This is a genomic window from Roseateles saccharophilus (assembly GCF_004342485.1).
GTDB classification, from domain to species: Bacteria; Pseudomonadota; Gammaproteobacteria; order Burkholderiales; family Burkholderiaceae_C; genus Pelomonas; species Pelomonas saccharophila.
This window is the reverse complement of the sequence record NZ_SMBU01000020.1, coordinates 34,114-58,964: the sequence shown is the minus strand read 5'-3', so window position 1 is coordinate 58,964 and position 24,851 is coordinate 34,114. Positions and strand designations below refer to the sequence as shown.

Below are 24,851 nucleotides of genomic sequence, written 5' to 3'. Positions count from 1 at the left end.
CGGTGAAGACCAATGTCCAAGGCGGCCAGGCCGCCTCAGTGATGCGCCGGGTCGCCGATACGGTGCGCCAGGCCGTGCCCGCAGGGGCCGACTGGCGCGTGCTGCTGCCGCTGCTCATCGGACTGCTGGCGCTGTACGGCCCCACCACACAGGACCTGCTGCAGACCGTCTGGTCGCGTGACGAGCAGGGCCACGGGCCCATCATCTTTGCCGTCGTGCTGTGGCTGGTGTTCATGAAGCGCGAGGCCTTCGCCGCGCTGCCCGCGCAGCCGCGCCCCGGCTGGGCCAGCGTCTGGCTGCTGCTCAGCGCCGTGCTCTACGTCATCGGTCGCTCGCAGGCGGTGCTGATGTTCGAGGTGGGCTCGCTGATCCCGCTGCTGGCGGGCCTGATCCTGCTGTTCAAGGGCGGGTGCGGCGTGCGGCTGCTGTGGTTCCCACTGTTCTTCCTGATCTTCATGGTGCCGCTGCCAGCCACGCTGGTGATCGCCGTCACCACGCCGCTGAAGTCGGCGGTGTCCGCCGTTGCCAGCAACCTGCTGTATGCGTTCGGCTACCCCATCGGGCGCAGCGGCGTCGTGCTCACCGTCGGGCCCTACCAGCTGCTGGTGGCCGATGCCTGCGCAGGCCTGAACTCCATGTTCACGCTCGAAGCCCTGGGCCTGTTGTACATGAACATCATGAACTACCAGGCCGCGGCGCGGAACATCGCGCTGGCCCTGCTGATCGTGCCCATCTCCTTCGTCGCCAACATCGTGCGCGTGTGTATCCTCGTACTCGTCACCTACCACTTCGGCGACGAGGCCGGCCAGGGCTTCGTGCATGGCTTTGCCGGCATGGTGCTCTTCTTGGTCGCGCTGGTGCTCATCCTGACGGTGGACCACCTGTTCAACTTCGTGCACCGGCGCGTTGGCAAGGGCGGTGTCGCATGAAGACCCGACGCACCGCGCTGGTCGCGCTGGCCGGCATGCTGTCCACCGCCGCGCTGGCACGCTGGGCGCGGCCCACCATCCATGTGTCGGACCTGCATCCGGGCTTCTCGCTGGAAGACGCCTTTCCCAAGGCCTTCGGCGAATGGATGGAAGATACCCAGCGCGCCGTGGTCGTGCCGCCGCCCGACCAACTGGCGATGCTCAACAAGATCTACAACCAGACGCTGACGCGCTTCTACGTCAACCGCCGCGGCGTGCGCATCACGCTGTCGGTGGCCTACGGGGGCGATCAGTCCGACGGCCTCACCGTGCACGTTCCGGACGTCTGCTATGCCGCGCAGGGCTGGAAGGTCGAACGGGGCCGCGACAGCCAGCTCGAGGTGGCGCCGGGCTTCGTCATCCCGGTGCGGCACCTCGTGGCCACGCTGGGCGGCCAGGTCGAACCGGTGACCTACTGGGTATTGATGGGCGACGAGGTCACCATCAGCAACACGCAGCGCCGCCTCGTCACGCTGCGCTACGGCCTCAAGCGGCAGATTCCCGAAGGCATGCTGGTGCGCGTCTCCTCCGTCAACCCGGACATGGACGAGGCCATCGCCAACCATGCCGGCTTCATCCAGAGCCTGATCCGCGCCGTGCCGACCGCGCTGCGCGAGCGCGTGATCGGCCTGCCCCTCCACCCCTGATACCTAATCCAGATGTCGAAACCCAAAGTTGCCCTCATCACCGGCGTCACCGGCCAGGACGGCGCCTACCTCGCCGAGCTGTTGCTGAACAAGGGCTATGAGGTGCACGGCATCAAGCGCCGCAGCAGCCTGTTCAACACCGACCGCATCGACCATCTCTACCAGGACCCGCACGTCGACAACCAGCGCTTCAAGCTGCACTACGGCGACCTGACGGACTCGACCAACCTGATCCGCATCATCCAGCAGGTTCAGCCCGACGAGATCTATAACCTCGCCGCCATGAGCCATGTGGCCGTGTCCTTCGAGGAGCCCGAGTACACCGCCAATGCCGACGGCATCGGCACGCTGCGCATCCTGGAAGCCATCCGCATCCTCGGCCTGACGAAAAAGACCCGCTTCTACCAGGCCAGCACCTCCGAGCTCTACGGCCTGGTGCAGGAGATCCCGCAGAAGGAGACCACGCCCTTCTACCCGCGCAGCCCCTACGCGGTGGCCAAGATGTACGCCTACTGGATCACGGTCAACTACCGCGAGGCCTACGGCATGTACGCCTGCAACGGCGTGCTCTTCAACCACGAGAGCCCGCTGCGCGGCGAGACCTTCGTCACCCGCAAGATCACCCGCGCCATCGCCCGCATCGCGCTGGGCCTGCAGGACTGCCTGTACCTCGGCAACATGAGCGCGCTGCGCGACTGGGGCCACGCCAAGGACTATGTCGAGATGCAGTGGATGATGCTGCAGCAGGACAATCCCGAGGACTTCGTCATCGCCACCGGCGTGCAGTACAGCGTGCGCCAGTTCGTCGAATTCGCCGCGGCCGAACTCGGCATCACCATCGCCTTCGAGGGCGAGGGTGAGAAAGAGATCGGCATCGTCAAGGCCGTGACCGGCAACAAGGCCAAGTGCAAGGTCGGCGACGTCATCGTCAAGGTCGACCCGCGCTACTTCCGCCCGACCGAAGTCGAAACCCTGCTGGGCGACCCGACCAAGGCCAAGGAAAAGCTCGGCTGGACGCCGAAGACCACGCTCAAGGAGCTGGTGGCCGAGATGGTGCAGGCCGACTACACCTCGGCCCGCCGCGACAGCCTCGTCAAGCTGGCCGGCTTCCAGGCCTACGACTACAACGAGTGAGCGGCGGCGCAGCGATGGACAAGAACGCCAAGATCTTCGTCACCGGTCACCGCGGCATGGTCGGCTCGGCCCTGGTGCGCCGCCTCCAGCAAGGCGGCTACACCAGCGTCATCACTGCGGGCCGCGCCGAACTCGACCTGCTCGACCAGGCCGCCGTCCACGCCTTCCTGGCCGAGCACCGGCCCGACTACATCTTCATCGCGGCGGCCAAGGTCGGCGGCATCCAGGCCAACAACATCTACCGCGCGGACTTCCTGTACCAGAACCTGATGATCGAGGCCAACTTGATCCACGGGGCGCATCTGGCGGGCGTGCAGCGGCTGATGTTCCTCGGCTCCAGCTGCATCTACCCCAAGCTCGCCCCCCAGCCGCTCAAGGAAGACAGCCTGCTCACCGGACCGCTGGAGCCCACCAACGAGCCCTACGCCATCGCCAAGATCGCCGGCATCAAGCTCTGCGAAAGCTACAACCGTCAGTACGGCCGGCAGTACGTCAGTGCGATGCCGACCAACCTCTACGGCCCCAACGACAACTACGACCTGCAGAGCAGCCATGTGCTGCCCGCGCTGATCCGCAAGGCCCACGAGGCCAAGCAACGCGGCGACGGCGAGCTCGTCGTCTGGGGCACAGGCACGCCGCTGCGCGAATTTCTGTACGTGGACGACCTGGCCGACGCCTGCGTCTACCTGATGGAGGCCGGTACGGACGACGTGCTGACCAACATCGGTGTGGGCGAGGACGTGACGATCCGCCAACTGGCTGAACTCGTCTGCGAAGTCGTCGGCTTCCCCGGGAAGCTCGTCTTCGACACCGGCAAACCCGACGGCACGCCGCGCAAGCTGATGGACGTGAGCCTGCTCGCCAGCCGGGGATGGCGGGCGCGCACGGGGTTGCGGGAGGGCGTTGCGCTGGCTTACGCAGACTTCCGGGCACGCGTTAACGCGACTACACCGGCCTGATGTCCAACGCTGGGCTGGCCGCACGATCAATCTCGGCCGTCTTCTGGGGGGCCGGAGGCACCGTCGTTCGGATGGTGCTTCAGATGGGTGCCCAGGTGGTGCTGGCGAGGTTGCTGGGGCCGACCGAATATGGCGTATTCGCCATCGGCACGTTGGTCATCACCTTCAGCCTGTTTTTTGCCGATGTGGGCCTAGCCTATGGGCTGATTCAGAAGCCGAGTGTGGATTCGCGCGACATCCGCTTCGTCTTCACCTGGCAAATCATTCTCGGGTCCACCGTTGCGACCATGGTGGCGCTAGCGGCCGGCCCCATTGCCGGCTTCTTCGGTGAACCTCGCGCGGCCGGCGTCGTGCGGGTGCTTTCGGTCTTGTGCCTGATCAACGCGCTGGCCGCGCCGGCCATGAACCTGCTCAAGCGTGAACTGAACTACCGAGCGCTTCAGCTTTCACAGATCCTCAGCTATTTCATCGGTTTCGTCCTTGTCGGCATCCCGCTTGCGCTGGCAGGTCAAGCGGTCTGGTCGCTGGTAGCCGCGTGGAGCGTGCAGGCTGCACTAGGCGGCCTGTTCGCCTACGCTCAAGTTCGCCACCCGATCAAGCCCCTGTTCTGGTACGAACATGCCCGAAGCCAAGGCTCGTATGGCGGCGTCGTCCTCGCCACCAATCTGCTCAACTGGCTGATCGCCAACGTGGACCGCAGTTTCATCGGCCGATGGCTGCCAAGCCGTGACATGGGCCTCTACAGCCAGACCTACAACCTGCTCTACAGCCCTAGCGCCAGCCTGCTCGGTGTCATTCAGCCCGTGTTCTTTTCAGCGGCGTCGCGGGTCACCGAACGCGACGAAGGGAGTGCTGCAAGGGCCGCCTTTCTCGGGCTTATCGCAGCGTTGGCCCTGTTTGTGGCGCCTGTCTTCGTGGCTACCGCCGTGCTGGCGGAGCCCTTCGTGCTGACCCTGTACGGGCCCAAATGGCAGGGCGCCGCCGCCGTGTGTGCGCCGTTGGCGTTGGCCATGCCTTTTTTCCTGATGGTCGGACTTTGTACGCCGCTGCTTTGGACCGCCGGACGTCCGTCGGACGAACTGCGCAGCCAACTGCCTATGGCCGTGGGCTGGGCGCTTCTCTGTGCCTGGGCAGCTCAGCACAGCGTCGTAGCCGTCGCCTGGGCCGCCTGCGGTTTTTTTGCATTGCGCCTGGCTGTGGTCATGCGCATCACGGCCAAGCGCGGAGCCATGAGCGGCGGCGACCTGTGGCGAGCGCTGCGTGGCGGTCTGGTGGTTTGCCTGGCCCTGAGCGCGGCTCTCGCCGGCCTCGACCTTCTCCTTGCAGCCTGGCCGGGACCTTTACGGTTCGTCGTGGCGGTTGCCATCGGGCTGCCATTCGTTCTTGGCATGCTGCACGCCTTCCCGCAGCTCGTGAGCTCGGAACTGCGTCAGTTGCTGGCTAAATTGCTGGATCGTCTGCCGGAGCGTGCTGCCCGCTGGCTGGCGTTTCTCGGTCCGGATATGAGAGACAAGAAGCGATGACCTCAGCAGAACTTTTCGGTCTGACCTATTTCAGCCTGCTGGCCTTCGGCGCGGCGCTGGGGCTGATCGCTGTGCAGGGCGCCTTTCTTTCCATCGAGAGCCGGTTCGCACGTTGGACGTTGCCTTGGGTGCCCGTCATGCTCTGCTTGGGTATTGGCATGAGCACTTTGCTGTCGGGTCGCAATCTCAAATTTGCTGCCGTCGACATTCAGAGCGTCAATTCGGTCGGCGAGGGCGGAAGCCAAGTGGCGCGAGCGCTGACGGCGCTGATTCTGGCAGTGTGCTTCGCCAAGATCGTTTCGCGGCTCATGCGGAGTCGCCTCCATCGAAGCAATGAAATACTGGGCGGTCAGGCACTGTTCGTGGCGTTTTTGCTCTATTTCTTTGCCACTCATGTGCTTTCTGCTGCCTTTGGTGGGCACCCTGTTTTTGTTCATAACAGCTACTACCCGATCGCAGTCTTCGTAGCCTTCTTTATGGCGCGTGATGAGGGGATGGAGCGCTCGCTCGATTCACTCAAGCTGGCTTTGTTGTTGCTGATGTTGGGCAGCCTTGCTGCGGCAGCGCTCCTGCCGTCGCTGGCCGTTCAGACCGACTATCCGGGCTGGATACCTGGGTTCAAGATTCGCCTCTGGGGTTTGGGGTCCAACGCCAACAGCATTGGCCCTCTGGCGCTGCTGATGGGCTTGATGCTCTATCACAGGCCGTTCGGTCGCATATGGCTTGATGTGCCGGCTTGGATTGCATTGCTCGCGGTGTTTGGACTTGCTCAGTCCAAGACTGTTTGGGTGGCTGGAATCGTGTGTGCCCTGATTCTTTCGGTCTACGGGCGTGGTCGAGACGAGACGGGCCGAATCAAGCCAGCATTCCTTTTGGGCGTCGTGACGTTGGTATTGGTGATGTTCACGCTCATCGTCGCCGTCGACTTCGAGCGCTTTGCCGGTAAGTTCGCTGCGACAAAGATGGGGGGCGAGTTGTCAACGCTGACAGGTCGGACTTCTATTTGGGCCGAAGCGTTGCGTGCCTGGATGGATGATTTCTGGTTTGGCTACGGCCCTGACGCTTGGGGGCCTCTGCACCGCTTTCGTATCGGCATGCCGTTTGCGTTTCATGCACACAACCAGTTGATGCAGAGTCTTTCCAGTGCCGGCTTGTTTGGCGGCGTCTCAATGCTCGCGTATCTCTACTGCATGCTTGCGGCATCTTGGCGAGCGGCGCGTTACACGAAGGGGGTTTCGCTGGCTTTGGCGCTGGTCGTTCTTGCCCGTGTAATGAGTGAGGCGCCATTGCAACTGGATGGTTTGTTCATCGGTGAAACAGTCATTCATCTGGCTTGGTTTCTGATCGTCTTGTCGCCGTTCGGGCAAAAAGTAGTCGACGCCCGGGTGCATGCCCGACCTTACGGGCAACCTCGGTTCGCGTGATGAGTGCATGGCGCCGTGTATACGAAGGAACTGGTGCGCTTGCGGCTCCTATAGAGATCGCAAAGGTGCTTGGCTCATGGCTCGTACGTTCTTTGCCGCATTCGCCGTTGAATTCGATATGCCTCTGCGTCCCCGCTGTTTCGATGTTTGCAGTTGATTCCAAATGAAGATTTCCGTCATTACCTGCTGCTGGAACAGCGAACCCCATATCGCGCAGTGCATTGCCTCGGTGCAGGCGCAGCAGGGCGTGGAGATCGAGCATGTGTTCGTCGATGGTGGCTCCACCGATGGCACGTTGGAGCGCATTCAGGCCCTGCCTGGCTTGGCCACGGGTGCGGTGCGTTGGGTGACCGATGTGCGCGGCGGCATCTCCAACGCGATGAATGTCGGTGTGCAACTCGCCACGGGCGACGTCATTGCCCACCTGCACGGCGATGACTACTACCTGAGTGGCGATGCGATCGCCCGAGCAACGGCTGCGATGCTGGCGGCGCATGCGCGTTGGGCTTTTGGCCGTATCGCGTCGGACATCGATGGCAGCCTCGTGCCCGACACCTGGGCGATGCCGCGCTACTCGCGCTCACGGCTACTGCGAGGCAATTTCATCGGGCATCCGTCGGTGTTCATCGACCGTGCGCTCTTTCTGCAGACCGGCGGCTTCGATACCGACCTGAAATACGCGATGGATTACGACCTCTGGTTGCGGCTGGCGCGGCTGGCGGAGCCGGTCTACCTGGGCTATGAGGTGGCGGCCTTTCGGCGGCACGCGGGCAGTCTGTCCACGGCGCAGGCCGACAAGGCTTTTGCGGAGGACCATCTGGTACGCCGCCGCCACGTCGGCGGCAATCCGTTGGCAAGGGCCTTCCACGAACTGGTATATCGCCGGCGCCTGCGGCGGCGTGCGTTTTAAGGGAGCTGAGCTTGGGCTCGCCGATCTTCAGCCTCATCCTCGCCACCTACGGCCGCGTCGACGAGATCGGCCGGCTGCTGGATTCGCTGGAGGCCCAGACCTGCCAGGATTTCGAGCTCATCGTGGTGGACCAGAACCCCGACGACCGGGTGCGGCCTTTCGTGCAGCGCGCTTTGCAGGCGGGTTGGCAGGTGCAGCATCTGCGGCTGTCGCGTCCCAATCTGTCGGCTGCGCGAAATGCCGGTATCGCGGTGGCGAAGGGCGAATGGATAGCGCTTCCGGACGACGACTGCTGGTATGAGTCCGACACGCTGGTGCGGGTGCTGGCTCGGGTTCGGGCCGAGCCGGTGCTCGATGGCGTCGTGGCCCGTTGGGTGGAGCAGACGCACAAGGTAGACCCGATGCTGGACTCGCCGCTGCGGCTCGAGGCCTGGCGCCAGTTCAAGGGCAGCGACGCGAGCTCGATCGCGCTGTTCCTGCGCACGACGCTGGCGCGGCAGGTGGGAGGCTTCGACGAGAGGTTGGGCGTGGGCCAGTGGTTCGGTGCCGGCGAGGAGACGGACTTCCTGTTGTCATTGCTGGGCCAGGGAGCCCGCATCGACCGCCTGGCTGACGCCCGGGTGCACCATGCCTTTGGTGCACGCAAGGCGTCGTTGCTGCGCGGTGAGTGGCGCTTCTCGCTGTCGCGCTCGCGCAGTTGGGGAGCGCTGTGCCGCAAGCACCGCCTGAGCCACAAGGTGGTGTTGCGCGGCCTGGTGGGGCCCATGAGCTGGTTGGTGCTGCGGCCCAACGGGCTGGTGGGCCTGGTCCAGTCGGTGGCTGCAACGGTGGGACGTTTGCAGGGGCTGGTGTGCTGGAGAGAAGGGGCATGACGCCGCTGGTGTTGGTGGACATGGCGGTGGAGCGCCGCAGCCCCGCGGGCAGCTGCGTGCGGCTGCAGGCGCTGGCGCTGTGCCGGCAGAGGCCGGTCGTCGTGGTGACGGGTGGGTGCGACCTGCCGGAGCAGCCGGGGCTGCGCGTTGTGCGTGTGGCCTTGCCGCGCGGACCGGTGCTGTTGCGCTACCTCGTCTTCCAGTGGCAGGCTGCTCGCGCGTTGCGCAGGCTGCTGCCGGCGATGCCGGCTGCTACGCAGGTGCAATGCACGCAGGGGCAATGGCCGGGCGCGCAGGTGTCGTATGCGCACTTCTGCCACACGGCCTATCTGGCAGGCGATTGGGCCCAGGCGGGAGTGGGGCCGCTGCGGCGCTGGGCGCGCTGGCTGAACCACCGCTTCAATGCCTGGACGGAGGCGCGAGCCTTTGCGCGCGCTCAGGCGGTGGTGGTACCGTCGAAGGGCCTTGCCCGCAGGCTGGAACAGGTGTTCCCTGCGTTGCAGGGGCGCGTCAAGGTAGTGGCGAATCCGGTGGATCTTTCGGGTTTTCAGCGGCCCGAGGAGTTTGATCGGATTGGCCGGCGTGCCGAGCTGGGCCTCGAGCCGGGCGCACTGGTACTGAGTTTCGTGGCCCTGGGCAATTTCGAGCACAAGGGGTTGGGCCTGCTGATTACTGCACTGGGCCGGCTGGACTCGGCGCAACGGAGGCAGTTGCAAGTGCTGGTGGTGGGCGGGCAGCCAGGCGAAGTGGCGCGTTATCAGGAACTTGCCGGGCAGGCAGGTGTGGCAGGCAGACTGGTGTTTGCCGGCTTGCAGAAGGATGTGCGGCCCTTCCTGTGGGCCAGCGATGCGTTCACGCTGCCCTCGGCCTACGAGACCTTTTCGCTAGCGGCATTGCAGGCCAGCGCGGCGGGCTTGCCGGTGCTGGTCAGTCAGGGCCTGCATGGGACCGAGGACTATGTGCAGGATGGCGAAGAGGGCTGGTTCGTTGAGCGCAGCGTAGAGGGCCTGGCGCGCGGGTTGGTCCGGGTGACGCAGGACGCCGCTCGGTTGCCTCGTATGGCCCAGCAGGCCATGGTTGCGGTGCAGCGCTTCTCCGAGCCGGCGTTCCAGGCGGCCTGGATCGACTTCTACGCCGCGCGCGGTTGAAGACATGCCGGCCTCGCACCGAGGGCGTGAAGCTGTCTGCGCCCTGTCTCCCCCCGCAAACTCACCGCTCCCCTCCTGGTTTGTCATGCGGGCGTCCCTGGTTCGAGCTTCAATGAAAAGCTTTGTGAAACGGCTTGCCAGTAAAACGATGTGGCGGCCGTGCAGAGCTGCCAGAGGAGCGGGCTAAGGATGTGTGGCATCACGGGAGTCGTCGGCGTAGGTGAACAAGACCGTGCCGATCTGTCGCAGCTTGTGCAACGGATGACGCGGGCCATCTTTCATCGCGGCCCTGATGGGGGCGGCCACTACGCGGATGCGCAGGCGGCGCTCGGCCATCGCAGGCTGGCGATCCTGGATCTTTCGGACGCGGCGGCGCAGCCCATGCACAGCGCCGCGGGTGATCTGGTGCTGGTGTTCAACGGCGAGATCTACAACTTCGTTGAACTGCGCGCGGAACTGCGCACGTTGGGGCATGAGTTCCATTCCAGCGGCGATACCGAGGTGCTGCTGAAGGCCTACCAGCAATGGGGGCCGGATTGCGTGAAGCGCTTCAACGGCATGTGGGCGTTCGCGATCTGGGACGCCCGCCAGCGTCGCCTGTTCCTGTCGCGGGACAGGCTGGGCGTGAAGCCGCTGTGCTATGTGGAGCGGGGGGGGCGGTTCTATTTCGCCAGCGAGGTCGTGGCCCTGCGTGCAGTGTTGGAGCTGAGGGACGCGAACGCGGCCAAGCTGCACGACTACCTTGCCTACGGCTATCGCACGAACGATGGCCAGACTTTCTTCGATGGCGTGCGGGAACTGGCGCCTGGCTGCAATCTGGAATGGCATGAGGGCCGGGCCAGCACGGCCTGCTATTGGGCGTTGCCCGAGCGGCCCCTGGCCTTGAGCACAGAGGAGGCGCGCGAGCGGTTGCACCACCTGCTGGAGGATGCCGTGCGGCTGCGCTTCAGGTCGGACGTGCCGGTGGCGTTGCTGCAGAGCGGCGGTATCGACTCGTCGGTGCTGGCGACTTTAATCAACGACGGTATCGAGAGCGGCGCGTTGTCAGCGTCGAAGGTGACGGCCTACAGCGCGGTGTTCCCGGGGCATGCGGTGGATGAGTCGAAGGACATCCAGGCGCTGTTGTCCACCTGCCCGCAGATCAATGGCGTGATGCTGGAGGCGGGAGCATCCGAGGTGGCGCGCGATTTTGAGGCCTACTGCGAGGCGATGCAGGAACCGATGGCGGGTGCCGCCTCGTTCATGCACTGGAAGCTGATGGAGCAGGTTCGGGCCTCTGGCACGAAGGTGGTCATCAACGGGCAGGGGGCGGACGAGGCCTGGGCGGGGTACGGCGTCTACATCCGTGGCTACCGATTGCTGGACCTGCTGATGACCCGCCCCGCGGAGGCGGTGCGCGAGCTGGCGGCAATTCAGCGGGAGATGGGGTTGAGCCTATCCAGCACGCTGGCGCAGACGGTCAAGGCGATGCTGGGCCGGCGGGCAGCGTCGCGCTGGCGCGCGCAGTTCACCGAGGGCACGGACGCGATGCTGTCGTCGGCGTTCCGCCGCGCGCATGCGGCCAATCTGCCGGACCTTGGCATGGTGTGGGGGGGCGGGAATCTGGACCGGCATCTGCGCAGCCAACTGAGCGATTACGGCTTCAACCAGATCCTGCATTACGAGGATCAGTCATCGATGAGTCGGGGCGTGGAGATCCGCTCGCCCTTCGTCGATTACCGGTTGATGGAGCTGGCCTTCAGCCTGCCGGCGGATTACAAGTTCAGCGCCGGCCTGACCAAGCGGCTGCTGCGAGAGACCTTCGGCGAGCGCGTGCCGGCGCAGATCATCCGCAGTGGCCGCAAGCTCGGCTTCGGGACACCGACGAGCGACTGGCTGGCCGAGGCACCGATGCAGCGGCTGGTGGCGGAGCTGGTGGAGTCGCCCGATTTCCAGCAGCGCACGCTCTGGAACGGCCGCCAACTGGCAGCCAGACTGCGCGGTGGCGATCAGGCTCCGCGGGGCTTTCCGGCCTGGCGTTTTCTGATGGCCGCAGTCTGGCTGAAGCAGAACGGGATTCGTAACGTTTGACATGAAGCGCACAGCAGAATGCCGCCGCCCGGCTCTGAATTCGGCCGGGCGTTGACGGTTGTGCTTCAGATGGACGATTCAGTAACTTCCCAATTCACCGGTCACGAGGCGGCGTCGATCTCGCGAACCCGCCAGCGTATGGACTATCTCGATGGTCTGCGCGGCTGGGGAGCTCTGATGGTCCTGATGAGCCACCTGGTGGCGAACTGCCTAGCGACGCAGGCTCCCTATCTGGCCTATCGTGCGGGCATCTTCCGCGCCGATGTGACGCAGGGGCATTGGGCTTCGGTCAGCGTGGGCCTGTTGCTGCGGCTCGTATCGGACGGCCATCTGGCGGTGATGATCTTCTTCACGCTGTCGGGCTTCGCGCTGAGCATCAACCAGCTGAACTCCAGCGGCCGCAACCTGCCGCAGGCTGCTGCGGCCCGATATTTCAGGCTGATGCTGCCCATCCTGGCGGCGTCGCTGCTGGCCTACGCCTTCATGGCCGCGGGCCTGCTGCACAACCTGGCCGCGGCCGAGGCGTTGGGGCGGCCTGAGAGCTGGCTGACGCTTTCCTTCCGCACCGATCCGTCGCTCTTGGGCGCGCTCAGGTTTGCACTGTGGGACGTGTTCTTCGACTACCAGGCGCAAGCTAGTTACAACAGTTCGCTGTGGACTATGCCGATCGAGATGCTGGGCTCCATTGCCATCTATGGCTATCTGGGCGTGTACCGGGCGGCAGGACGGGTGTACTGGCGGGTGCTCGGCCTGCTGACGCTGGCGCTCTATGGTTTGCAGCCTGAGCTGGCCTGCTTCTTCGTCGGCCTGATGCTGGCCGAAGAGGTCCGCGGGCGCACTGGCGGTGCCGCGGCGCTGCGGCAGGTGGCCACGCCGCTGCGCCGTTTCGCGCCTCTGACGGTATTCGCGTTGGCCTTTGCCGCTTCCGTCTTCCTGCGCGGCAACAATTGGCTGACCAGCCTGCTGGCCGTCTGCATCGTGCTTGGCGTCGTGCATTCAAACCTGCTGCGCGGCTTCTTCTCGAATGGGCTGTCGATGTTTCTCGGGCGGATCTCGTTTCCGCTCTATCTTGTGCACATCGTGTTCGTCTGCTCTTGGTCGGCCTATCTGCTGATGGCGCTGCCGCGGATAGGGGGCAGCGAAGCCCTGGCGCTGGCGTTCAATTTCGTATCGACGGTCATGATTTGTGTGGCTGCGGCGGTGGCCTTCCTGCCGGTCGAGAGCTTCAGCCTCACCGTCTCCAAGCACGTGGCCCGATGGCTGACCGGCGACGTGACGCCGCCGGTCTAGCCGCGGCTCGGCGTGCTAAGGCGCCGCAGTGACGCTGCTCTCGAAAACGGCGGAAGCGGCGCTCACTTCGTAGTAGAGGCTGTTGCGTGTGGCGGGCACCGGCGTGTTGGGCGCCTTGCCGATATAGAGGCGCTGCGCACCCGGCCCCCAGACCTTCATCACATAGTTCTTGTTGCCCGGGCACTTGAGGGTGAGCTGCCAACTGGCCGTGGTGGTGTACGTGGTGGTGTTGCTCCAGTAGCCGAAGGCCGTGACGGCGGGCAGTGCAGGCAGCCCGCTGGCGGCGCTGACGCCAGCGCCCGGAACCATGTCGCAGGTGCTGCTGAAGGCCATGCCGACGCGGCGGGTCTTGCCGCTGGGGATGGTGATGGTGCTTTGTTCGACGAAGCCGCTGGAGGTCAGCCGATAGCTGCGCCTGGCCGAGGCGTCGGCCTGGAAGGCCGTTTGCTCGGCGGTGAGGGCGCTGTTGGCAGCGTCGAAGCTGATGAGGGTGCCGGGGGCCCATTTCGTCTGGCCGTCGCCATCGACGAGGGGCGCATTGGCGGCCGGGCCGCGCACGAAATAGCCCTGGTGGAGGGGCGAGCCATAGTTGGTTGTGCCGGGGTCGTAGGCGATGGGCGTGCTGCCGTCGTAGAGCTCGAAGTTGAGTTCCTCGTCGGGGGCGTGATTGGGCTTCATCGCGCCATAGCGCACGAAGGCCTGCCAGTTGCCAGCGCGGAGGATGGACCAGCGCAGGGATTCGAAGTTCTTGGTATTGGGCGTCGGGATGATGGGCGCCGTTGCGGATGCGTTGGGCTTGGGGGGGTCGAGCAGGGACTCCCAGGTTCGCCAGGCCGTGGCCTTGGCGATGCCCCAGTAGGTTGGCATGGTGCGGAACAGGTACCAGTGGGCGAGGTCGTTGACCATCACCTGCGCCGAGGTGCTGTCGCCGGGATTGGGCAGGCTGCCGTTGTCGAAGTGGTACTCCATTGGCGTGAGGACCATGCGCAGTGCGGCGTTGGCTTCACCCAGGAATCGGTCGCCGAAGCCTTCGAGGTCGGCTGCCACGAGCAGCAAGGAGAGGCAGTTGACGACGTAGGTGTTGTACGCAAAGCCGCCTTCGATCCAGAGGTTGTCGACCGTCAGGCCCGAGGCCATGTTGGCGCGGATACCGGCGGGGTCGTCGATGGCATAGCCGAGCAGCGCACTGTCCTTGTAGCGCATCGCGATGATGGCGATCGCGCTGGCATGCCAGAGCTGGATGTTGCTCAGTGGCGCACTGGTGGACTTGAGGTTACTGGCCAAGGGCATGAAGAACTGGTTCTTCCAAGTGGCTGTGCGGGTCATGCCGGCGTAGCTGTCGAGCAGTCTTGCGGTGTCTGCCAACGGCGCCACGGCCACGGCTTCGTCCAGGCCTTGCCGGTACATGGTGCTGCGGCCTTCCACGGTGCTGACAGGCCAGAGGGTGTATTGCCTGGCGTAGAAGTCGAGCTGCTTGGCGGCCCACTCGGCGTATTTGGTGTTGCCGGTGGCGCGGTAGATGCGGGCCGCCGCCTGCATCTGGGCAATGTTGTAGTCGCGACCGCGCGCGACCCAGGCTCCCTTAAATTTCTTCTGGGCATCCGTGGTGCCGTTGGGGGGCTCGGGATCGGTGGGGCTCCAGCTGAGGGCCATGCCGTTGGCGTCGACGTAGTCGTTGATCCAGCCGCCGATGAGGTCGGCACGTTCGAAGTTGCGGGCGATCCAGGCATCGACTCGGGTCTGTTCTGCCTTGACCCAACTGGCGACGCCGCCATCCGACTTGACCCGGTTTACCAGCGTGGGCCAGTCCTCGCGGGCCGTGCGGGCGCCGTTGAACAGGCCCGTGTTGATGGACGTCAGCAATGCCATGCCGAGGACACCCGCCTTGGCGGGGGGCGCGGGGGCATTCCACAGTGGGGAGTTACGGGCAGGCGGCGCGGGCGTGGTTGCGGCGACCACTGGCGTCGCAGCTAGCGCGGCTGTGGTGGGCTTGGCGACGGCGGCTTGCACGGCCGGCACGGCGATCGCTGTGGTGGCGGCGGTCGCGGCGGGCTTGGTGGGGGTGCTTGCCGTCGTTGACATGGCCTGCGTGCTCGGGCCGGGCGTTGCCGCCGGCGGTGCAGTCGCTGGCGTCGTCGTACGAGACGCCGACAGGATCTTGGCAGTAGGTGCTTGTGCCACCGTTGCGGCAGTTGCGACGCCACTTGCGGTGCTGGCCGCGGCCGTGGTGCTGGTGGCGTTGTTGTCGGTGTTGGCGACGGCGCTGGCACTTTCGGTGACGGGGCTGATTTGTGCCGAAGCCACCGGGCGGCCTTCACTGCTGCCGCCTCCGCATGCAGCCAACGTGGCGCACATCAACGAGGCGATGGCCGATGGGCTCATCGAGAAAGTGGTCGGCATCATGGCTACCTGGTTGCTGCAGTGGAAGCGTCATTGTTGCGGCCGCTGGTGACACCGTCGACCTTCTGGAAGACAAGGTGTGTGAAGCTTTGTCGGCGTGTTGGGGGGGAAGCTGTATCGAAGCGTTCGCGCGTCAGCGCGGAAGGTGACAAATCGGTCATTTACGCTCGGTAAACTGCGCCCGCCTTTGCAGGACCGAGTGCCCATGACCACTGCCTCGTCACGTCAGGTGCTTGTCGTTCAGCGGCGCCTGACCCATTACCGAGTACCGTTCTTCGAAATGCTGCGCGCCGATCTGCGGTCGGCGGGTGTGTCGTTGAGGCTGGCCCATGGCGACCCGACGCCAGAGGAGGCGACGAAGCGCGATAGCGGCGTGCTGGACTGGGCCGAGCGGCTTCCCACGCGCTATTTCCTTGGCGGCAGGTTGTGCTGGCAGCCTTTCTCCCACGTCGCTGCAGGCGTGGACATGACGGTCATCACGGCGGAGAACAAGCTGATCTGCAATCTTGGCGAACAGTTTCTTGCCCGCCAGCGTCGGGTGGCGTTGTGGGGGCACGGAGCCAACCTGCAGGGCGAGGCCGGCAGCTTGCGGGAGCGATTCAAGGCCAGGGTCGCGCTGCGAGCCGACTGGTGGCTGGCTTACACGGAGATGAGCCGCGATCTGGTGAAGGCGCTGGGCTTTCCGCAAGAGCGGATCACCGTGCTGAACAACGCCGTGGACACGACGGAGTTGGCCGCGCAGTTCGCGGCGGTACCCCCACAGGCGCGCGCAGCGCTACGCGCCGAACTCGGACTGGGGGACGGGCCGGTGGGGCTTTATCTCGGCTCGCTTTACGAGGAAAAGCGCATCGGCTTCCTGCTCGAGGCCGCGCAGGCGATCCGCCAGCGCCTGCCGGGATTCGCGTTGGTCGTGGTGGGCGGAGGCCCACAACAGGACATGATCCAGTCGGCCGCGGCTGCGGCTCCATGGATCAAGGCCATGGGCATACGCAAAGGGGCAGACAAGGCTTTGGTGGCGTCCTTGGCCGATGTGATGCTCAACCCCGGTCTGGTGGGCTTGAACATCCTCGACAGCTTTGCTGGGGGCTTGCCGATGCTCACGACCGATTGCGGTCTGCATTCACCGGAGATCTCCTATCTTTCATCTGGCCGCAATGGTGTGATGACGGCAAATACGCTGGAGGACTATGTCGAGGGCAGCGTTGCTCTGCTGACGGACAGCCGGCGGTTGCAGGCGATGCGCGATGCCTGCCTGGCGGATGCCGGGCGCTACACGCTTGCCGAGATGTCGGCTCGATTCACCCAGGGCGTTCTGGGAGCCCTGGCTGCGCCGATCCGCAGGGGCCGGCCGTGAAGGTGCTGATCGCGCACAACGCCTATCAGCACCGCGGCGGCGAGGACAGCGTCGTGGCCGACGAGGCGGCGCTGCTGCGCAGCGGTGGCCACGAGGTGGAACTGCTGGCAGCGCACAACGACGACATCGCGAGCCTAGGGCGGCTGGACCTGGTGCGGCGCACGCTGTGGTCGCAGCCCGCGGCACAGGAGATGCGCGCGCGGTGCCAGGCCTTCCGGCCCGATGTGGTCCATGTGCACAACAGCTTCCCTCTGCTGTCGCCAGCCATTCATTGGGCGGCGGCCGAGGCGGGCGCGCCGGTCGTGCAGACGCTGCACAACTTCCGCCTGCTGTGCCCCCAGGCGATGCTGCTGCGTGAGGGCCGGGTGTGCGAGGACTGCGTGGGGCGGCTGCCCTGGCGTGGCGCGGTGCGCGGCTGCTACCGCGGATCGGTGGCGCAGAGCACGGTGCTGGCCGGGATGCTGGTCCTGCACCGGGGCCTGGGCACCTGGCGGCGGCGCGTGAACCGTTTCATCGCGTTGAACGAGTTCTGCCGAGCCAAGTTCATCGAAGGCGGGCTGCCGGCCGAGCGCGTGGTGATCAAGCCCAATTTCGTCGACCTGCCGGCCGGGCCCGCGGGCGAGCGGGCAGGGTTGCTCTTCGTTGGGCGCCTGTCGCCCGAGAAGGGTTTGGACACGCTCGCGGCGGCGGCGGCCCTGGCCGGCGTCACGGTGGATGTGCTGGGTTCGGGGCCGTTGCAGGCCGACCTGGCTGCGGCGCCGGGTCTGCGGCTGCAGGGGCCGCGGCCGATGGCCGAGGTGTTGTCTGCCATGCAGCGCGCCACGGCGTTGGTGCTGCCGAGCGTCTGGTACGAGAACTTTCCGCGCACCCTGGTGGAGGCGATGGCCAGCGGGCTCCCGGTCATCGCGAGCCGCCTGGGCGCAATGGCTGAACTGGTCGAAGACCGCGTGACGGGCCTATTGTTCGAGCCCGGCAGCCCCGCTGCGCTGGCGCAGCGGTTGCGCTGGGCAGCCGTGCATCCCGCAGAATTGGTCCGCATGGGTGCCAACGCGCGGGCTGTCTACGAGGCCCGCTACACGGCAGCGCGCAATCTTGAGCAGCTGTTGGCGATTTACGAGAGCGCCATCCAGGAAGGGCCCCGACGTGACTGAGCGCCGCCGAGTTTCCGTGCTTGGCCAACCATTGGATGCCTTGAGCTGGGGCGAGGCCCTGGCCCGCATCGGCAGTTGGGCAGCCGGACGGGAGAGCCGCTATGTCTGCATCAGCAATGCGCATTCGGTCGTGACCGGCAGCCGCGATCCGGCCTTTGCCAGTGTGCTGAGCGAGGCCGACATGGTGACGCCCGATGGTGCGCCGGTGGCCTGGATGATGCGGCGCCAGGGCGTGGACGACCAGCAGCGCATCAACGGGCCCGACCTGATGTGGCGCTATTGCGAGCAGGCCGGCCGGCGCGGCGAGGCGGTCTATCTCTACGGCGGCACGGAGGCGACGCTCGCGCTGCTGCAGCAGCGGCTGCGCGAGGCCTTCCCGGGCCTGCGCATCGCCGGTGCGGTGTCGCCACCGTTTCGGGCGCCGACGGCCGAGGAACTGGCGCGCCACATCGAGGCCATCAACGCCTCGGGCGCTGGCACGGTCTGGGTCTCGCTGGGCTGCCCCAAGCAGGAGTTGTGGATGGCGGCGCAACGCGGTCGGGTGCAGGCGGTGATGGTGGGCGTGGGTGCGGCCTTCGACTACCACGCCGGCACGATCCGGCGCGCGCCGGCCTGGATGCAGCGCTGCGGCCTGGAATGGCTGCATCGCCTGGCCAGTGAGCCGCGCCGGCTGTGGCGACGCTATCTGGTGACGAACAGCCTCTTCATATGGGGGGCCGCCAAGCAACTGATGCGCGGCTGAAGCGGCGAGAATCCTCGACTCTTCAGGAGGGTTCTGCAGTGAAAGTTCTCGTCACCGGCGCCGCCGGCTTCATCGGCATGCACGTCAGCCAGATCCTGCTGGCGCGCGGTGACCAGGTCGTCGGCCTGGACAACCTGAACGACTACTACTCGCCCCAGCTCAAGCATGACCGCCTGGCTCGCCTGACGGACAAGCCCGGCTTCAGCTTCGTGAAGATGGACGTGGCGGACCGCGAAGGCATGGCCAAGCTCTTTGCCGAGCAGGGCTTCGACCGCGTTGTGCACCTCGCTGCCCAGGCCGGCGTGCGCTATTCCATCGAGAACCCGCACGCCTACATCGACAGCAACATCGTCGGCTTCACGAACATCCTGGAAGGCTGCCGCCACGGTGGCGTGCAGCATCTGGCCTATGCGTCCAGCTCCAGCGTCTACGGCGGCAACACGCTGATGCCGTTCTCGGAGCATCACAGCGTCGACCACCCCATCAGCCTCTACGCCGCGACGAAGAAGGCCAACGAGCTGATGGCCCACACCTATTCGCATCTGTTCGGGCTGCCCACCACGGGCCTGCGCTTCTTCACGGTCTACGGGCCCTGGGGCCGGCCGGACATGGCGCTGTTCCTGTTCACCAAGGCCATCATCGAAGGGCGGCCCATCAACGTGTTCAACCACGGCAAGATGATCCGCGACTTCACCTATATCGACGACATCGCCGAAGGCGTCGTGCGGGTGCTGGACCGCACCGCGACCGCGGACCCCGGCTACGACCCCGATCAGGCCGACCCGGCGCGCTCCAGCGCGCCCTACCGCGTCTTCAACATCGGCAACCACGCGCCTATCCAGCTGATGAGCTTCATCGAGGCCATCGAGCAGTCGGTCGGCCGCGAGGCGGTGAAGAACTTCCTGCCCATGCAGGACGGCGACGTGCCGGCCACGCACGCGGACGTGGAGGAGCTGGCGGCCTGGACGGGGTTCCGCCCCGCGATGCCCGTGCCCGAGGGCATCCAGCGCTTCGTCGCCTGGTACCGGAACTACTACAAGGTCTGACCTCCACGTCCCTGTCACGTTGTCGCGTTACAAACGCATGAACCGCTTCTGAGCAAGGACGAGCAATGAAAGTCACCGCCATCGGCGCTGGGTATGTGGGCTTGGTTACGGGCGCATGCCTGGCCGAGATGGGCAATCACGTCGTCTGCCTGGACGTGAACCCGGAGAAGATCCGGATCCTGAACGAGGGTGGCATCCCCATCCACGAGCCGGGGCTGGAGGAAGTGGTGAAACGCAATGTGGCCGCAGGCCGCCTGCAGTTCACGACGGACGTTGACCATGCTGTGCAACACGGCACGCTGCTCTTCGTGGGCGTAGGTACGCCCCCGGACGAGGATGGCTCGGCCGACCTGCAGTACGTCGTCGCTGCGGCCCGTTCGATCGGCCGGCGCATGACGGACTACAAGGTCATCGTCGACAAGAGCACGGTACCGGTCGGCACGGCCGACAAGGTGCGTGCAGCCATCCAGGAGGAGCTGGACAAGCGTGGCATCGGAGACACGCCATATGCGGTTGTCTCCAACCCCGAGTTCCTGAAGGAAGGCGCGGCCGTCGAGGACTTCATGAAGCCGGACCGCGTCATCATCGGCTCCGACGACGAGCAGGCCACGCTGCTGATGCGCGCCATCTACTCGCCCTTCAACCGCACCCAGGACCGCATGCTGGTGATGGACGTGCGCAGCGCGGAGCTCACCAAGTACGCGGCCAACGCGATGCTGGCCACACGCATCAGCTTCATGAACGAGCTGGCACTGCTGGCGGAGCGCGTGGGCGCCGACATCGACCTGGTGCGCCGCGGCATCGGCAGCGACACGCGCATCGGCTACCAGTTCCTCTATGCCGGCACGGGCTACGGCGGCTCCTGCTTCCCCAAGGACGTGAAGGCCCTGGTGAGGACGGCGGCCGACAGCGGCATTCCGCTGAAGGTGCTCACGGCCGTGGAAGAGGCCAACGAGCGGCAGAAGCGCGTGCTGGTGGACAAGGTGGTCGAGCGCTTCGGCGCGGACCTGAAGGGCCGCCGCTTCGCGGTCTGGGGCCTGGCCTTCAAGCCCAACACCGACGACATGCGCGAGGCGCCGTCCCTGGTCGTCATTGACGAGCTGACGAAGCGCGGCGCGACGGTCGCGGCCTACGACCCGGTGTCAATGGCGGAAGCGTCCCGCGTGCTGGGCCCGCGCGACGACGTGAGCCTGGTCGAGCGCGCCGAAGCCGCGTTGCAGGGCGCCGATGCGCTGCTGATCGTGACCGAGTGGAAGGAGTTCCGCACGCCGGACTTCGACGCGATCAAGAGCACCTTGAAGGCGCCCGTGGTCTTCGACGGCCGCAATCTCTACGACCCCAAGCTGATGAAGACGCTGGGGATCGAGTACCGGGGCATTGGCCGCGGCTGAGGCTGCACTTGCAGGTCCGCCACTCGTGCCGACATCAATCGGCATGGATACCGGCTGACTTCAGCAGCAGCGCGTACTTTTTGGACTCGGCCTCCAGCGCAAACCGGAACTGTGGTTGCTGGTAGCCGGTCGGGCGAATGCCTTGTGCAAGCAGTTGGCCACGCAGCGAGGGCTCGGCGAGCGCGCGCGTGGTTTCGGCGCTCAGGCGCTGCAGCACGGCCGGTGGCGTGCCGGTCGGAGCAAAAAGGCCGAGCCAGGTGCCGCCACGAAACCCCTTGTAGGTGTTGGCCACCGGCGGTATGCCCGGCAGCACGGGGTCGGCGCTGTCGCCGCCGACGGCCAGCGCGACCAGCTTGCCGCCCTGGATCAGTTGCAAGGCCGGCGCGATCGCAATGAACATCACATCCACGTCCTGGGAGAGCACGCCGGTGAGACCCGCGGGGCCCCCGCCATAGGGGATGTGGGTCACCTGTATGCCGGCCACCTGTTTCAGCTGCTCGGCTGCCAGATGCTGTGGGCTGCCATTGCCCGCTGATGCGTAGTTGTAGCGGCCGGGGTGCTGACGTGCCGCATTCACGAAGTCGGCCAGCGTGCGCCAGCCCGTCTTCGGATGCGTCACCAGCACGAAGTCCACTTCGCCCAGCGACACGACGGGCACCAGATCGCGCCGGGGGTCGTACGGCAGCGACGTTCCCAGGTTCGGCAGGATGGTGATGGGCCCATCGCCGGCCACGAGCAACGTAAGCCCGTCAGCGGCTGCCCTGGCGACCACGTCCGTGCCCGTGATGCCGCCGCCTCCGGGCCGGTTGTCCACCACGAAGGCCTTGCCGAACGCCTCGCTGAGGCGACGGCTGATTTGCCGTGCCGCGACGTCCTGGGCGCTGCCCGGGTTGTTGTGCACCACCACACGCACGGTCTTGGCCGGATAGGACTCCGCCTGGGCGGCGCATGCGGTTGCGAAGAGGGTTGCGGCGAGCATTGCCAGGGACCTGCAGGCAGCGGATGCGATGGACATGAACCAGGATCAGAAGACTCGGGAGGCGGCGATCGTCGTGATGACCGGCCTCGCCGTGAAGCTCGATTTCGGTCCTTGCTTATGCGCATTGCGGCGATGCGGTCCCCGACGAGCGCCCCTAGGATTTGCTGGATCAATTTCAACGACACCGATCGATGACATCGCCATCGCACGACACTCGCAACGATGCCGAGTCGCTGAAGCAGCGGCTCGGGCCACACCACGCGCCAGTTGGCATCTACGAGCGCATCAAGTCGCTGCCCTTCGGCGGGCGCCTGCATTGCAATGTGGACGAGATCGAGGCGGGCAGTTGGCAGGAGATCGTCATCGACTACGAGGTGGGCGCGTCCGGCATCGCCGACGGTGCTTGGTTCAAGCTGACGTTCAAGTTCTATTCCGACTGGGCCTTGTTCCAGACCACCGACCCGGCCGCAGCGAACTACATCTCTGCCGAGTACTGCGCTGCGCCGCTGTTGCCGGGCCAGACCCCCGCCACCGTGCAGGCGCTGAGCGTGCGCTTCGACCAGAAAGGGCACGAGCGGCCTTTCCAGAAGGCGGTGATCGTTGACGTGGTCGATGGCTACCTCAATGCCGGTGATCACATCGTCGTGCGGCTCGGTGATCGCCGCTGTGGCGGGCCCGGCACGCGCGTGCAGACCTTCGTTGAGGACGGCTTTCGCTTCAGAGCCTACGTGGACCCGCTCGGCACCTCGCGCTTCGTCGCCGTGCCGGGCGATCTTGGCATCAAGGTGGTCGTCGGCAAGCCGGAGCGCGTGTCGCTGCAGGGACCGCGCTTCGCGAAGCCCGGGGTCTCCACGCGTTGGCGAATCACGCTGCAGGACCGCTGGGGCAACCCCTGCCATGTCAAAGATGGCCGGGCGTGCATTGCCGTTTATCGAGGCGACGATCTGGTGCAGAGCAATCTGCTGCCTTGGCCTGCCTCAGGGTGGGCCAGCGTGGGCGTGGAGGATCTGCAACTGCCTGCAGGCGAATACCGCATCGACGTGCATGCCGAGAGTCGGCCCGATATCGCGCCGTCACGCGCCTGGCTGAGCGTCGCCGCCGACCATCCGGCGCCGCGCGCGCTGTACGCAGACCTGCACGTGCATGCGCACGATACGGTGGGCACGAACAGTCCCGCCTACAACGCCACCTACGCGCGTGACATCGGTGGCATCGATGTGCTCGGCTACACCGCCAACGATTTCCAGATCACCGATGACAACTGGCAGCTCGGCCTGCAGGCGGTGGAGGCGGTCAACGAGCCTGGCAAGTTCGTCGCTTACCCCGTGCAGGAGTGGTGCGGCAGTTCCACGGCCGGTGGCGACCATAACGTGGTGTTCCTTGGTGATACGAAGCCGGACTTCCCGTACAACGCGCGCGGCGAGCACAACCGTACGCTGCTCTGGAATGAGGACATGCGCAGCCACGCCGTTGAGCTTGGGCGCTGGCCCGTGGAGGAACTGTGGGGGGCCTATGTCGCCGAGGCCGAGACGCATCTGGTGATGCCGCATGTCGGCGGGCGCCGCTACATCCCTGACTGGCACCATCCCGAGTTGGAGCGGCTCGTGGAGATCGCCTCATCGTGGGGGCATTTCGGGTGGCTCTATCACGACGTGATCTCGCGCGGCTATCGCATCGGCGTGGCTGCGAGCGGCGACGAGCACAGAGGCCGCCCCGGGGGTGGGGCGCCGGGCGTGCAGGTCTTCGGCGTGCGCGGCGGCTTGACCGGCGTGATTGCCGACACGCTGGATCGCGTCAGCGTCGGCCGCGCCCTGCGTGCACGCCGCACCTGGGCGACCACCGGTGAGCACAGCGCGGCGTTTTTGAGCTGTGGCGGCCATCTTCAGGGGGACGAATTCAGCCACGAGGGGCCGGCGCGGCTGCAATACCGCTTCCTCGGAGACGCTGGCTGGGACGAAGTCCTCATCTGCGACCACACGGGGCCAATCTGGCGGCGCAACCTGCATGCGGAGTGCGGCTATAGCGAGCGTCGTATCCGCCTGCGCTGGGGGGGCTCACGCATACGTGATCGCTACCGCTGGGCGGCATGGCGTGGCCGCTTGAGCGTTCTGGGCGCCACCTTGCTGCGCTTCGGCAGCCACGGCTTCGAGCATGCCGAGGAAGCGTGCTGGCGCGAGGGCCTGACCGACATCGTGTTTCACAGCGACACCTATGGTGACGCCGACAGCATCGAGCTCGAAGTTTCCGACCTGAAACACCTGCGATTGATCGTCGACGTGACGATCGACGGGTACGTCAAGGTTGGGGATCCCCGCCAGCGCAACCCCTTCGTCCATGCACCGAGCGTGCATTGGGAGGTGGCCGGCGCCGACCTGCTGAGGGACGGCGAATTGCGGCTGGAGCTCGGCGGCACCGAGCTGTTCGTTGCGCTGGAGCGGTTGACCGACCAGCCCCTGCCCAGGGAAGTGAGCGGTGAATTCACGGTCGACGCCACCAATGCGCCGTTCGGCCACCGCCCGGTCTATGTGCATGGGCGCCAGCGCGACGACAGCAAGGTCTGGACTTCGGCTCAGTTCATCCGCTTTGTCGGCTGATTTCGGCCGGCCGACTGCCTTGTCGACCCGTCCGGGGCAAATCGCTGGCGGCTATTGCACAGGGCTGACAGCGATGACTTTGCGCCGCGTGTCGACATCACTGCGTCGCTGAATGGGTCCGATGGCGGTCGGCGCCTGTGCCCGCACCCCTGGGGCCATCGCGGAGCTGGAGCAGCCATGCTGGCGAACTATCATGGCGCGCCCTCTGCAAGCCCATGTTGGAGGAGCCTTCATTTCGCCCCCGCTGCC

At 65.8% G+C, this 24,851-nt stretch carries 20 protein-coding genes; 18 read left to right on the top strand and 2 right to left on the bottom strand.

Annotated features, from left to right (window positions below; genetic code table 11):
* The first annotated feature begins 2 nt into the window (after window positions 1-2).
* From xrtB to EV671_RS16290, 11 genes are all read left to right on the top strand, one after another.
* Window positions 3-929, top strand: coding sequence for an exosortase B (xrtB, locus tag EV671_RS16340; protein ID WP_243655767.1), 927 nt, complete (start codon window positions 3-5; stop codon window positions 927-929).
* Window positions 926-1,615, top strand: coding sequence for an exosortase-associated protein EpsI, B-type (gene epsI, locus EV671_RS16335; protein ID WP_132573632.1), 690 nt, complete (start codon window positions 926-928; stop codon window positions 1,613-1,615). Before xrtB ends, epsI begins: the two co-directional genes overlap by 4 nt.
* Window positions 1,616-1,627: 12 nt before the next feature.
* Window positions 1,628-2,749: a GDP-mannose 4,6-dehydratase gene (gene gmd / locus EV671_RS16330; protein WP_132573630.1), complete on the top strand. Its 1,122-nt coding sequence runs from the start codon at window positions 1,628-1,630 to the stop codon at window positions 2,747-2,749.
* Window positions 2,750-2,763: 14 nt separating this feature from the next.
* Window positions 2,764-3,708, top strand: a complete 945-nt coding sequence (fcl, locus tag EV671_RS16325) for a GDP-L-fucose synthase (RefSeq protein WP_132573692.1) — start codon at window positions 2,764-2,766, stop codon at window positions 3,706-3,708.
* Window positions 3,708-5,231: a lipopolysaccharide biosynthesis protein gene (locus EV671_RS16320; RefSeq protein ID WP_132573628.1), complete on the top strand. Its 1,524-nt coding sequence runs from the start codon at window positions 3,708-3,710 to the stop codon at window positions 5,229-5,231. The genes fcl and EV671_RS16320 overlap by 1 nt, the downstream gene beginning before the upstream one ends.
* Entirely contained in the window at window positions 5,228-6,655 is a 1,428-nt protein-coding gene (locus tag EV671_RS16315) for an O-antigen ligase family protein (RefSeq protein ID WP_132573626.1), read from the top strand. Before EV671_RS16320 ends, EV671_RS16315 begins: the two co-directional genes overlap by 4 nt.
* Before the next feature lie 163 nt (window positions 6,656-6,818).
* A complete protein-coding gene (locus EV671_RS16310; protein WP_132573624.1) occupies window positions 6,819-7,565 on the top strand; it encodes a glycosyltransferase family 2 protein in 747 nt (248 codons plus the stop codon).
* A gap of 11 nt (window positions 7,566-7,576) precedes the next feature.
* Window positions 7,577-8,437, top strand: a complete 861-nt coding sequence (locus EV671_RS16305; RefSeq protein ID WP_165917601.1) for a glycosyltransferase family 2 protein — start codon at window positions 7,577-7,579, stop codon at window positions 8,435-8,437.
* Window positions 8,434-9,585, top strand: coding sequence for a glycosyltransferase family 4 protein (locus EV671_RS16300; protein ID WP_132573620.1), 1,152 nt, complete (start codon window positions 8,434-8,436; stop codon window positions 9,583-9,585). The genes EV671_RS16305 and EV671_RS16300 overlap by 4 nt, the downstream gene beginning before the upstream one ends.
* A gap of 189 nt (window positions 9,586-9,774) precedes the next feature.
* Window positions 9,775-11,655, top strand: a complete 1,881-nt coding sequence (asnB, locus tag EV671_RS16295; RefSeq protein WP_132573618.1) for an asparagine synthase (glutamine-hydrolyzing) — start codon at window positions 9,775-9,777, stop codon at window positions 11,653-11,655.
* An 18-nt stretch (window positions 11,656-11,673) separates the two neighbouring features.
* Entirely contained in the window at window positions 11,674-12,945 is a 1,272-nt protein-coding gene (locus tag EV671_RS16290; RefSeq protein WP_132573616.1) for an acyltransferase family protein, read from the top strand.
* A gap of 15 nt (window positions 12,946-12,960) precedes the next feature.
* On the opposite strand, the gene EV671_RS16285 is transcribed toward EV671_RS16290, so the two are convergent.
* Window positions 12,961-14,814, bottom strand: a complete 1,854-nt coding sequence (locus EV671_RS16285) for a heparinase II/III domain-containing protein (protein ID WP_165917600.1) — start codon at window positions 14,812-14,814, stop codon at window positions 12,961-12,963.
* On the opposite strand from EV671_RS16285, the gene EV671_RS26795 reads away from it, so the two are divergent.
* From EV671_RS26795 to EV671_RS16260, 6 genes are all read left to right on the top strand, one after another.
* Entirely contained in the window at window positions 14,795-15,397 is a 603-nt protein-coding gene (locus EV671_RS26795; RefSeq protein ID WP_165917599.1) for a hypothetical protein, read from the top strand. The two genes, EV671_RS16285 and EV671_RS26795, sit on opposite strands and share 20 nt — an antisense overlap.
* A gap of 153 nt (window positions 15,398-15,550) precedes the next feature.
* Window positions 15,551-16,699 carry a glycosyltransferase family 4 protein gene (locus EV671_RS16280; RefSeq protein ID WP_132573612.1) on the top strand — a complete coding sequence of 383 codons (1,149 nt, stop codon included), beginning with the start codon at window positions 15,551-15,553 and terminating at the stop codon, window positions 16,697-16,699.
* Window positions 16,696-17,850: a glycosyltransferase family 4 protein gene (locus tag EV671_RS16275; protein ID WP_132573610.1), complete on the top strand. Its 1,155-nt coding sequence runs from the start codon at window positions 16,696-16,698 to the stop codon at window positions 17,848-17,850. Before EV671_RS16280 ends, EV671_RS16275 begins: the two co-directional genes overlap by 4 nt.
* A 16-nt stretch (window positions 17,851-17,866) precedes the next feature.
* Window positions 17,867-18,592 carry a WecB/TagA/CpsF family glycosyltransferase gene (locus tag EV671_RS16270; RefSeq protein WP_132573608.1) on the top strand — a complete coding sequence of 242 codons (726 nt, stop codon included), beginning with the start codon at window positions 17,867-17,869 and terminating at the stop codon, window positions 18,590-18,592.
* Between the two features lie 38 nt (window positions 18,593-18,630).
* Window positions 18,631-19,638 carry an NAD-dependent epimerase gene (locus EV671_RS16265; RefSeq protein WP_132573606.1) on the top strand — a complete coding sequence of 336 codons (1,008 nt, stop codon included), beginning with the start codon at window positions 18,631-18,633 and terminating at the stop codon, window positions 19,636-19,638.
* 65 nt (window positions 19,639-19,703) lie between these two features.
* On the top strand, window positions 19,704-21,029 hold the full coding sequence (locus EV671_RS16260) for a UDP-glucose dehydrogenase family protein (protein WP_132573604.1): 1,326 nt from the start codon (window positions 19,704-19,706) through the stop codon (window positions 21,027-21,029).
* A gap of 34 nt (window positions 21,030-21,063) precedes the next feature.
* On the opposite strand, the gene EV671_RS16255 is transcribed toward EV671_RS16260, so the two are convergent.
* Entirely contained in the window at window positions 21,064-22,044 is a 981-nt protein-coding gene (locus tag EV671_RS16255) for a Bug family tripartite tricarboxylate transporter substrate binding protein (protein ID WP_243655766.1), read from the bottom strand.
* Between the two features lie 155 nt (window positions 22,045-22,199).
* Between EV671_RS16255 and EV671_RS16250 the strand changes: the two genes are divergently transcribed.
* On the top strand, window positions 22,200-24,602 hold the full coding sequence (locus EV671_RS16250) for a hypothetical protein (protein WP_132573600.1): 2,403 nt from the start codon (window positions 22,200-22,202) through the stop codon (window positions 24,600-24,602).
* Window positions 24,603-24,851 lie beyond the last annotated feature (249 nt).